The sequence below is a fragment of the Amycolatopsis sp. NBC_00348 genome (assembly GCF_036114655.1).
In the GTDB taxonomy this organism is placed as follows: domain Bacteria; phylum Actinomycetota; class Actinomycetes; order Mycobacteriales; family Pseudonocardiaceae; genus Amycolatopsis.
The window spans coordinates 8,422,794-8,431,805 of the sequence record NZ_CP107994.1 but is presented as its reverse complement, the minus strand read 5'-3'; the positions used below and the strand labels follow the sequence as shown (position 1 = coordinate 8,431,805).

Sequence of the window (9,012 nt, the reverse complement as noted above, 5' to 3'; positions counted from 1 at the left end):
GATTCAGCAGGATTCTCCGGACGCTCCCGAGTTCGTAGCGTTCGAGCCATGCCCCTCATCGAAGTCACCGACCTCCACAAGCGCTACGGCGACCGGGTCGCGGTCGACGGCGTTTCGTTCACCGTCGACCGCGGCGAAATCTTCGGCATCCTCGGCACGAACGGCGCCGGGAAGACCACCACGGTCGAATGCCTCCAGGGCCTGCGCCAGGCCGACGCCGGCACGCTGTCGGTGCTCGGCCTCGACCCCGCGACCGACCGGGCGGCACTGACCCGCCGTGTCGGCGTCCAGCTCCAGGAGAGCCGGCTGCCCGCGAAGCTGCGGGTGCGCGAGGCGCTGGAGCTGTTCGCCTCCTTCTACGCCGAGCCGGCCGACGTCGACGTCCTGCTCGACCAGCTTGACCTGCGGGCGCACGCCCGCAGCTACTTCGGCAAGCTCTCCGGCGGCCAGAAGCAGCGCGTCTCGATCGCGCTCGCGCTGGTCGGGAACCCGGAGCTGGCGATCCTCGACGAGCTGACCACCGGCCTCGACCCGCACGCCCGCCGCGACACCTGGAAGCTCGTCGAAGCCATCCGCGACGCCGGGGTCACGGTCCTGCTCGTCACGCACTTCATGGACGAGGCCGAGCGCCTCTGCGACCGCGTCGCGATCTTCGACGCCGGGCGCGTGGTCGCCACCGGCACCCCCGCCGAACTCCGCGCCGCCGCCGGAGAATCCACTTTGGACGACGCGTTCGTGTCCCTGACCGGCCGCGCCTGAGGAGAACCAGATCATGCACACCTTCGCGAAGATCACCGCCACCGAAGCGAAACTGTTCCTGCGCACGCCGATGTGGGCCGTGACCGGGTTGCTGCTGCCGACGGGTGTCCTGCTCGCCGTCGGCCTCATCCCGGGCATGACCGAGCCGAGCGAGATCACCGGTGGGTACCGGTTCATCGACCTGTGGGTGCCGTCGCTGATCGTCATCAGCATCGGCATCCTGGCGCTGCAGTCCATCCCGGCCGCCGTCGCGACCTACCGCGAACAGGGCGTGCTGAGACGCCTGGCCACGACGCCGGTGCACCCGGCGTACCTGCTCGGCGCGCAACTGCTCGTCCACGTCGTGGTCGCGCTGGCCGGCATCGCGCTGACCCTGGGTCTCGCCGCCGCCGTGTTCGACGTCCCGCTGCCTAAGCACCCGCTGGCGTTCGCGGTGACCCTGCTCCTCGGCATCGTCTCGGTGTTCGCGCTCGGCCTGCTCGCCGCGGCGGTGGCCCGGACGGCGAAGAGCGCCGGCGGCATCGCGGCGATCGCGTTCCTGCCGATCATGTTCTTCGGCGGCGTCTACCTGCCGCGGCCGCTGCTGCCCGAGGTGCTGCGCCGGATCGGCGACTACCTCCCGCCGGGCGCCCAGCCGCTGCAGGACGCCTGGGTCGGCCCCGGCGTCCAGCCGCTGCAGCTGGTGGTGCTCGCGGCGTTCGCCGTAATCGGGACGGCATCGGCCGCACGGCTCTTCCGCTGGGAGTGACCGGCCCTTCCGCCATAATGGTGATGATCATCGTTTTCTCTTGTGGCCGGGCCACTCGGCCGGTAGCCAAGAGGGTGGCCCTGCTCAAACTGGAGGTTCGATGTCCCTGGACGTGTCACCCGCGCTGCTGGAGAAGGCCGAGCGCGGGGAGGTCTCCGACGCCGAGTTCGTCACCTGCGTCAAGGAATCCCTGCCCTACGCCTGGGAAGTCATCACCGGCGTCATCGCCGACGCCGAGGGTGCCGCGGACGGCTTCGCCGACAACGAGACGCCGCCGCCGAGCGAGGCCGCCCGCGGCCAGCTGCTGCGGGCGCTGGCGTCGGACGCGATCCGTGGCGGCCTGGAGCGGCACTTCGGCGTCAAGCTGGCGTTCCAGAACTGCCACCGGATCGCCGTGTTCAAGAACTCCGAGCTTGACGGCGACCGCTACCGCGCGTTCGTCTCACCGCGCGGGCAGCTGCTCAACCAGAGCCCGGAGCTGCGGGACTGCTAGCCCGCAGCGCGGGCAGCACCTCGGTGCCGATCCGCGCGCAAGTCCCCTCCGGCGCGCCGGCCGCCTCCACGAGCATCAGCACGTGGGCGACGCCGGTGCGCCGGAGGCTCGTTTCCCGCGTCCGCACGCAGCGCCCGGCGTCGCCGACGGGGTGGATCGCGCAGAGCCGTTCGGTGTACGACCAGGAAGATCCCGAACTCAGTTGACCGCGACCTCGTTGAACCACAGCCGCGGCTCGAGCCACGGGAACACGATGAACATCAGCAGGGCGACCACGCCGAGCGCGAGGACGACGGACACCGTCAGCTTCGCCGCGAACGGGCCCGGCAGCTTCCGCCAGAGCCAGCCGTACATCAGGCCTCCCCGATCTTCGAGAGCAGGTCGCCGTAGTCCTTGACCTGGTTCTTCGGCACCTGCTGGGTGAGCACCGAGGTGATGATGAGCCGCTGCTGGGCGGAGAACTGCGGGTGGCACGTCGTGAGCGTGAGCAGCGCGGCCTGCTGGGCCTTCGGCAGCGTCTCGGCGTCCTTGTACGGGACCGGGTTCACCGCGGTGCCCTGGCTGGGCAGCACGACCTTGCGGCCGAAGGTCTCGCTGTACGCGCCGCCCTCTTCGGCGTTCGTGTCGCGCAGCGTCGAGACGCCCTTGCACCGCGGGTCGGCGCCCTTGCCGCCGGCCCAGTCCTTCATCTCGTCGTCGTACGGGAGGACCTTGTAGATGTAGAAGTCGGTCGAAGTCTCGATCACGATCTGGTCACAAGATGAGAGGTTGTCCAGATCGTTGAACGGGGCGCCCTTGCCGACGCGGTGGCCGGCGACGGCGAAGTTGCCGGGCTCGCCGGGCAGCGCCGTGCCCTTGTAGTGGCCGGGACCGACTTCGAGCGAGGCGTCGTCGGTGCCTTCCTGGATGGTGAAGTTGTAGTCGACGCCGAACGTCGGGATGTGGATCCGGGCGAACGCCTTGCCGTCGACCAGCTCGGGGTGCAGCGTCCGGTCGTGCTCCCACTCGCCGTTGAGCTGGTCGCTCGCCTCGGACTGCTTGCCCGCCGAGAACAGGTCGGTCACGTACAGCTCGTAGACCATGAACAGCAGCACGACCAGGCCGAGCGTGATGAGGATTTCGCCGGCCGTGCGGATGGCGACGCCGCCCTTGCCCAGCGGGGCCGGGGCGGGTTTCTCCTTGGTCGCGGTGCCGCCCTTCCCGACCGGGGCGAAGACGACGGTCTCTTCGGCCGAGCCAGGCGGTGGGACGGGGCCGGTGTAGCGGCGGGGCGGCGGGCCCTGCGGACGCCGTGGCGGGGGCCCCTGCGGGGCCTGGCCGCGCGGCGGCGTCGGGGGCTGGCGGCGTTGGGGAACCGGCCGCTGTCCGGGGTGTCTGCGCCGGTCGTCATCCGGTCCTTCGCGCGTAGCCACGCAAGCTCCTCTCAAGCCGCGTCGAACCCTGGGTGACGCATGCGTCACGGTCCGGGAAATCCGACCACTCCTGGACGCTGCTTTACTGCGGTCGTTTACGTTAACGTGTGCGGGTGGCGCTGGTTGCGCACCCTAAGCGGGACAGCGCCACCAGACGAGCCCGAAGAGCACCGCGAGGAACACACGATGCCCAAGTCCAAGGTCCGCAAGAAGACCGCTTACACCCCGCCTGCCGACCGGCGCACGCCGGTGAAGGTGCGGGCCGCAGGCCCTACCGGCCTCGCCTGGAAGATCCCGATGTTCGGGTTGATGATCCTGGGCCTGGTGTGGCTGCTGGTGAACTACATCGCCGGGGACAAGATCTCCTGGATGGCCGACCTCGGCAACTGGAACTTCGCCGGCGGGTTCGCGCTGATGATCGCGGGTCTGCTGATGACGATGCGCTGGCGCTGATTATTACTCCGAATGGCGGCTTGACGCCGAATTACACCGGTGTGACTCATCCCCAGTGTGGATAACCCCTGTGGATAACTACCCCACCTCGTGGGCGCCGCGGCGAGCCCTTGTGGTATCCGCGTGGGCCGTCACGGCGTTGCTGGTGCTCGGCGTGGTCGTCGACGCCTTGACCGACGACCGCGGCGGCCTGGTGCTGTTCGCCCTGGCGGCGGTGGCTGTCGGCGCCTTCGCGACGCACGCCACGATCGTCCGGCCCCGGCTGGCCGCCGACGCCGACGGCCTGCTGACCAGGACGCTCGGCGGCACGCAGCGGCTGCCGTGGGCCCAGACCCGGACCCGGCTGCGCACCACGCGCCGGTTGGGCCGCGACGGCGTCACCCTCGAGATCGAGCACGACGACCAGCTGTACGTCTTCGGGTGGCTGGAGCTCGGCGAGGACCCACGGGACGTCCTGGACGTCCTCAGCTCCCTGCGTGCGCGCGGCTAGACGCAGTTGTAGAGCTGCAACCCGCGGTACGGGACGAGGCCGCACGTCTGGGCGGCGAACTGGCTGTCCTTGTAGACCAGCAGGCCGACGATCGCGACGACGATGATCGCGAGCCCGGTGATCTGCCAGCGCCGCTGGTCGGCCTCCGGCGCGTAGAGCAGCGCCACGGCGACCAGCGCCCCGGTCACCAGGCCGCCGACGTGCGCGTAGATCGAGATGCCCGGGATGCCGAACGTGATGAAGGCGTTCAGGGCGAGGGTGATGATCAGCCCGGTCGGGTTCAGCCGCAGCTTCAGCACGATCACCGCGTACGCGCCCATCAGGCCGAACAGCGCGCCGGACGCGCCGGCGGTCGACTTCTGCGGGTCGTCGAACAGCAGCACCGCCGCGGACGCGCCGAGCATCGAGATGAAGTAGAGCGCCAGGTAGCGGCCGCGGCCGCAGACCTGCTCCAGGGACCGGCCCATCATCCAGAGCGAGAACATGTTGACCGCGACGTGGATCGGCCCGAAGTGCAGGAACCCGCTGGTCAGGACCCGCCACCACTCGCCGCCGCCGAGCGTCGCGCTGCCGTAGAGCTCGCCGTACTGGAAGAAGCTCGAGTAGTCGTTGTTCGTGAGGCTCTTCGCCTGGAACGCCGTGAACAGGAAGACCAGGACGTTCACCGCGAGGATGACCTGCGTGACGAGCACCGACTGGGACAGCCGCGCGCCGAAGACGGTGCGCTGGCCGAAGCCGGCCTCCTGGTAGCTGCGTTGCTGGCGGCGCTGCTGCTGGCTGCCGGCGTGCACGCAGTCGGTGCACTGGAAGCCGACCGGGGCTTCCTGGAGGCAATCCGGGCATGCCGGACGCCCGCACCGGGAACAGCTCAGCCCGGTCGGGCGGTTCGGGTGCCACCAGCACCCGGGCAGTGCGGCCTGGGGATTTGCGGCGGGGTTCGGCGGTTGGCTCACGATAGGAACCAACCTACCGAAACTCCCCGCAGCTCAGCCCTCGTGGTCGATCGTGACCTTCTCGATGACGACGTCGGACAGCGGACGGTCCGCCGGCCCGGTCGAGGCACGGCCGATCGCGTCGACGACGTTGCGCGACTCCTGGTCGGCCACCTCGCCGAAGATCGTGTGCTTGAAGTTCAGGTGGGTGGTCGGCGCCACGGTGATGAAGAACTGCGAGCCGTTGGTGCCGGGCCCGGCGTTCGCCATGGCCAGCAGGTACGGCTTGCTGAACTGCAGCTCCGGGTGGAACTCGTCGCCGAACTTGTAGCCCGGGCCGCCGCGGCCGGTCCCGGTCGGGTCGCCGCCCTGCAGCATGAAGCCGTCGATGACGCGGTGGAAGATCGAGCCGTCGTAGAACGGGCCGGAGTTCGTGCCCGCCGCGTTCGGCTGGGTGTACTCCTTGGTGCCCTCCGCGAGACCGACGAAGTTCGCGACCGTCTTGGGCGCGTGGTCGGGGAGCAGGATCAGGTTGATGTCACCCTGGTTGGTGTGCAGCGTCGCTTTCACGCGCTTCATGGTGCCATCTGCGGCGGGCGCGCGGAAAAAGGGGCACGATAGGTTACGGGCAACAGAGCAGTGTCAAAACGATTGATGAGGTGAAGGCCATGTCCCGGGCGACAGCCCAGGCCGTCGATGCCGCCGACAAGCTTGTCTCCGAAGGAGCCAAGACCGGCCGCCGCGTGCAGAAGCAGCTCGCGAAGAAGACGGAACTGACCCGCAAGGAGCTCAAGAAGAGCTCGAAGGCCGCCCGCAAGGAGGCCCTCGCCCGGCTCTCCGAGCTGCGCAAGCCTGGTCGCAAGGCGAAGAGGGCCGCCATCAAGGCCGCGAAGGCGGCCGGTGACTCGAAGCGTCGCGGCAAGAAGGACTTCAAGTCCGCGAAGAAGGACTTCGCCGCTGCCGTCGTCGAGGCGAAGGCTGCTGCCAAGGGCACCCGCAGCCGTCGTCGCTGGCCGTGGCTGCTCGGGCTGGTCGTGGTCGGCGCCGGTGCCGCCTACGTGCTGCGCTCGAAGCAGGAGCCGCCGGTCGCCCCGGCGCCGCCGAAGGCCACTCCGCCTGCTCCGCCGAAGCCGGCTGAAGCAGTGAAGCCCGCCGCGGCTCCGGCTCCCAAGCCGGCTCCGCAGGCGAACGGCAAGGCGCCGTCCTCGTCGCCTGCCGAAAAGAAGAACTGAAGACGACGCGAAGAGGCCCCCGGGGGTGCACCGGGGGCCTCTTCAGTCGTGCTCAGGTGTTGCTCAGACCGCGGCGGCGTGCTTGTCGACCAGCTGGCCGAGACGGGGCAGCGCCTCTTCGACGTTCTTCTTGCCGTTCGGGCGGAGCTTGCCGTAGACCTTCTTGATGCTGTCGCGGCTGCTGCGCTCCGCGCGCGAGTCGGTGACGCTCAGCAGCGCGTCGGACGCCTCGTCCGAGCGGCTGGTCAGGTAGGCACCGAAGTCGCTGCCGCCCTTGGCGCGGAAGTCGCCGTAGAACGGCTCGAGCGCGCCGACGAAGTCGGGCAGCAGCGTGTCGACGGCCGAGGGGATGATGCCCGGCTTGATCTTCTTGACCGCGGCGAAGCCGGTCTTGACGACGGCACCCGAAACGCCGCCCTTGTCCGAGACCTCAGCGTCCACGAGGCCTTCGAAGTCGCTCACGACAGCCGGGCGACGGCTGGAGTCGAGCAGGATGTCCTTGAGGGTGTCAGCCACGAATCTAGTCCTTTGTCGTTGCAGAGTTGGTGCCCCGCCCCGGGGTGGGGATTCCCCGGCGGCTGCGGTGCGCGAGTCCACGAAGCCTGCGCGTGACGCACAGGGTAATACAAGATCAACTTCACTCACCCGTGTGGCTACGACTACCTAGAGCTTCAGGGCCGTGATGGCCTTCCTCACCACGGAGCGTGCCTTCACGCTCTGCTTCTGGTTGGTCGTCGCGACGATGGCCGCGGTCCCTTTCGAGACCGCGTAGACGGCGCCGTCGTCGGTCGACTGGTAGCCGCCCTTCCACCCCGTCGGGTCGTTGGCCGGGTTGGACGTCTCGACCGGCGCAGCCTTGTTGACCAGCGCCGTTGCGACGCTCGCCGCCCCGACGTACACCTGGACGGTCAGCTGGACCTTGCCGTCCGGGCGGTAGAAGAAGCACGCCGGATGGGGCTGGTCGGCGGACACGCGTACCTTCGAAACGTGCTGCCCGTTCGCGTCGGCCACGAACTGGCTGTCGAGGTACGGGCAGTCCTCGGTCGCCCCCGGCTGGGGATCCGGTGGCAGTTCGGTGCCCGCCGCCGCACCGGCGGACTTGGACGGCGGACTGGGAGTCGCGGTCCCGGACACGATGGTGGCGCTGCAGCCGGCGAGGAGAGCCACGGCGGGCGCGAGAAGTACGAGTCGTCGCATAGCGCGCTCAGTCAATCATGTCCAGTCACACGAGTGAGTGCGGTCGAAAGTTCAAGTACCGCTCAGTATTGGACCAATCACACATTGTGTTCCCTGGAGGCTTAGGGTCTCCTAACCTGGCTGTCACGTTTCTTTCCAACAGCCAGCCTGGGAGACGACGAAATGAAGCTGTTCGACAAGGGTCGAGACCACGTGATGGCGCTCTTCCGCATTGTGTTCGGTTTTCTGTTCCTGTGCCACGGCGCTTCACGGCTTTTCGGCCTCTTCGGGGCCAAAGCGGCGGAATTCGGGTCCTGGCCGACGTGGTGGGCCTCGCTGATCCAGGTGGCGGGCGGGGTGCTGGTGACGATCGGGATCGCCACCCGGCCCGCCGCGGTGCTCTGCTCCGGCTCGATGGCGTTCGCGTACTTCACCGTGCACCAGAGCGGCGGCCTGCTGCCGGTCGAGAACGGCGGCGAAGCGGCCGTGCTGTTCTGCTGGGGCTTCCTGGTCATCGCGTTCGCCGACCGCGGCCTCTGGTCGGTCGCGGGCGCGTTCCGCCGGGCCCCCGCCCAGCTGGAACCCGCAGCTTGACGCGACCGGCCTGACGGCGTCGGCACCGCCCGGCATGGGAGCATGACCGGGCGGTGTCCGGCCGTGTCCGTCTTCGGCGAGGGAGGTCTCCCCGCGTGCTCACCTCCGAGCAGTACCTCGGTGCGGTGGCCGAGCGCATCCAGCGCTCCGGTGGCCGGCTGAACTCCGTGCAGTTCGGGCCCGCGGTCGCCGTGGTCGGCCTGTTCACCGAGTCGGTGATGCTCTCGACGATGAACTACTGCGTGGTCGCCTGCGCCGTCCCGGAGGTCACCGCCGCCGCGCTGTACGACTTCACCAGCCGCGCGACCCAGCACGCCCGCGCGAACGTCATGGGCACCGTCGGCTGGACGGCGGCTTCGGTCGTCATCGCCGGGCTGATCGGCCAGCGCGTCTACCCGGACGCCGCGCAGGCCGCGTCGGCGAAGTCGGGCAACCAGTTCGGCGGCGAGACGCGGATGGTCGCCGTCGACGTCTCGGCCGGGCAGATGTACGCGTTCGTCGGCGGGAAGTTCTGGGGCGCCGCGGTGCAGGGCTCGGTCAACGCGAAGCTGACGTACTGCTTCCCGCAGCCCGCCGAGGTCTACCAGCAGGTGCAGTGGCAAGCGCAGCAACAACAACAGCAGCAGCTGCCGCCCGCGCAGCCGGGTCAGCTGCCGCCGCCGGGCTGGCAGCAGCAACAGCCGCACCAGCCGCCGCAGCACCAGCCCCCGTACGGTTACTGAC

14 protein-coding genes are annotated in these 9,012 nt (G+C 69.3%); 8 read left to right on the top strand and 6 right to left on the bottom strand.

The genetic code is table 11. From position 1 onward, the window contains the following. Nucleotides 1-48: 48 nt before the first annotated feature. From OHS58_RS37475 to OHS58_RS37465, 3 genes are all read left to right on the top strand, one after another. Nucleotides 49-759, top strand: coding sequence for an ABC transporter ATP-binding protein (locus tag OHS58_RS37475; RefSeq protein ID WP_326945459.1), 711 nt, complete (start codon nucleotides 49-51; stop codon nucleotides 757-759). A 13-nt stretch (nucleotides 760-772) separates the two neighbouring features. Further along, nucleotides 773-1,507, top strand: a complete 735-nt coding sequence (locus tag OHS58_RS37470) for an ABC transporter permease (RefSeq protein ID WP_326945458.1) — start codon at nucleotides 773-775, stop codon at nucleotides 1,505-1,507. A gap of 100 nt (nucleotides 1,508-1,607) precedes the next feature. Continuing rightward, on the top strand, nucleotides 1,608-2,000 hold the full coding sequence (locus OHS58_RS37465) for an SCO5389 family protein (protein WP_247059684.1): 393 nt from the start codon (nucleotides 1,608-1,610) through the stop codon (nucleotides 1,998-2,000). A gap of 198 nt (nucleotides 2,001-2,198) precedes the next feature. Here OHS58_RS37465 and OHS58_RS37460 read toward each other — a convergent pair whose 3' ends face one another. After that, complete coding sequence (locus tag OHS58_RS37460) at nucleotides 2,199-2,354, bottom strand: hypothetical protein (RefSeq protein ID WP_247059681.1); 156 nt, start codon at nucleotides 2,352-2,354, stop codon at nucleotides 2,199-2,201. Beyond that, nucleotides 2,354-3,412: a class E sortase gene (locus tag OHS58_RS37455; RefSeq protein WP_328645564.1), complete on the bottom strand. Its 1,059-nt coding sequence runs from the start codon at nucleotides 3,410-3,412 to the stop codon at nucleotides 2,354-2,356. The genes OHS58_RS37460 and OHS58_RS37455 overlap by 1 nt, the downstream gene beginning before the upstream one ends. A 186-nt stretch (nucleotides 3,413-3,598) precedes the next feature. On the opposite strand from OHS58_RS37455, the gene crgA reads away from it, so the two are divergent. Together crgA and OHS58_RS37445 are read left to right on the top strand one after the other, a co-directional pair. Continuing rightward, the gene (gene crgA, locus OHS58_RS37450; protein ID WP_176173814.1) at nucleotides 3,599-3,865 is read left to right on the top strand and encodes a cell division protein CrgA; all 267 of its coding nucleotides are present in this window, start codon (nucleotides 3,599-3,601) and stop codon (nucleotides 3,863-3,865) included. Nucleotides 3,866-3,977: 112 nt separating this feature from the next. Then, the gene (locus OHS58_RS37445) at nucleotides 3,978-4,355 is read left to right on the top strand and encodes a PH domain-containing protein (RefSeq protein ID WP_326945455.1); all 378 of its coding nucleotides are present in this window, start codon (nucleotides 3,978-3,980) and stop codon (nucleotides 4,353-4,355) included. Here the strand turns inward: OHS58_RS37445 and OHS58_RS37440 are convergent. Further along, a complete protein-coding gene (locus OHS58_RS37440; protein ID WP_328645563.1) occupies nucleotides 4,352-5,146 on the bottom strand; it encodes a rhomboid family intramembrane serine protease in 795 nt (264 codons plus the stop codon). The genes OHS58_RS37445 and OHS58_RS37440 overlap by 4 nt on opposite strands. A gap of 195 nt (nucleotides 5,147-5,341) precedes the next feature. Next, nucleotides 5,342-5,866 carry a peptidylprolyl isomerase gene (locus OHS58_RS37435; RefSeq protein ID WP_247059678.1) on the bottom strand — a complete coding sequence of 175 codons (525 nt, stop codon included), beginning with the start codon at nucleotides 5,864-5,866 and terminating at the stop codon, nucleotides 5,342-5,344. An 89-nt stretch (nucleotides 5,867-5,955) separates the two neighbouring features. Between OHS58_RS37435 and OHS58_RS37430 the strand changes: the two genes are divergently transcribed. Beyond that, a complete protein-coding gene (locus OHS58_RS37430; protein WP_326951722.1) occupies nucleotides 5,956-6,519 on the top strand; it encodes a hypothetical protein in 564 nt (187 codons plus the stop codon). A gap of 63 nt (nucleotides 6,520-6,582) precedes the next feature. Here OHS58_RS37430 and OHS58_RS37425 read toward each other — a convergent pair whose 3' ends face one another. Both OHS58_RS37425 and OHS58_RS37420 read right to left on the bottom strand, forming a co-directional pair. Next, a complete protein-coding gene (locus OHS58_RS37425; protein WP_247059677.1) occupies nucleotides 6,583-7,035 on the bottom strand; it encodes a DUF6918 family protein in 453 nt (150 codons plus the stop codon). Nucleotides 7,036-7,182: 147 nt separating this feature from the next. Further along, complete coding sequence (locus OHS58_RS37420) at nucleotides 7,183-7,716, bottom strand: DUF2020 domain-containing protein (protein ID WP_326945452.1); 534 nt, start codon at nucleotides 7,714-7,716, stop codon at nucleotides 7,183-7,185. Nucleotides 7,717-7,878: 162 nt separating this feature from the next. On the opposite strand from OHS58_RS37420, the gene OHS58_RS37415 reads away from it, so the two are divergent. After that, nucleotides 7,879-8,289, top strand: a complete 411-nt coding sequence (locus OHS58_RS37415) for a DoxX family protein (RefSeq protein WP_328645562.1) — start codon at nucleotides 7,879-7,881, stop codon at nucleotides 8,287-8,289. Nucleotides 8,290-8,384: 95 nt separating this feature from the next. Next, complete coding sequence (locus OHS58_RS37410) at nucleotides 8,385-9,011, top strand: hypothetical protein (protein ID WP_326956443.1); 627 nt, start codon at nucleotides 8,385-8,387, stop codon at nucleotides 9,009-9,011. The last annotated feature ends 1 nt before the right edge of the window (nucleotide 9,012 follow it).

Excerpts from the sequence above, each read along its gene's own strand:
- OHS58_RS37430 (WP_326951722.1), top strand. The coding sequence starts at position 5,956 with ATGTCCCGGGCGACAGCCCAGGCCGTCGATGCCGCCGACAAGCTTGTC.
- OHS58_RS37435 (WP_247059678.1), bottom strand. The coding sequence starts at position 5,866 with ATGAAGCGCGTGAAAGCGACGCTGCACACCAACCAGGGTGACATCAAC.
- OHS58_RS37465 (WP_247059684.1), top strand. The coding sequence starts at position 1,608 with ATGTCCCTGGACGTGTCACCCGCGCTGCTGGAGAAGGCCGAGCGCGGG.
- OHS58_RS37420 (WP_326945452.1), bottom strand. The coding sequence starts at position 7,716 with ATGCGACGACTCGTACTTCTCGCGCCCGCCGTGGCTCTCCTCGCCGGC.
- OHS58_RS37470 (WP_326945458.1), top strand. The coding sequence starts at position 773 with ATGCACACCTTCGCGAAGATCACCGCCACCGAAGCGAAACTGTTCCTG.
- crgA (WP_176173814.1), top strand. The coding sequence starts at position 3,599 with ATGCCCAAGTCCAAGGTCCGCAAGAAGACCGCTTACACCCCGCCTGCC.
- OHS58_RS37460 (WP_247059681.1), bottom strand. The coding sequence starts at position 2,354 with ATGTACGGCTGGCTCTGGCGGAAGCTGCCGGGCCCGTTCGCGGCGAAG.
- OHS58_RS37475 (WP_326945459.1), top strand. The coding sequence starts at position 49 with ATGCCCCTCATCGAAGTCACCGACCTCCACAAGCGCTACGGCGACCGG.
- OHS58_RS37415 (WP_328645562.1), top strand. The coding sequence starts at position 7,879 with ATGAAGCTGTTCGACAAGGGTCGAGACCACGTGATGGCGCTCTTCCGC.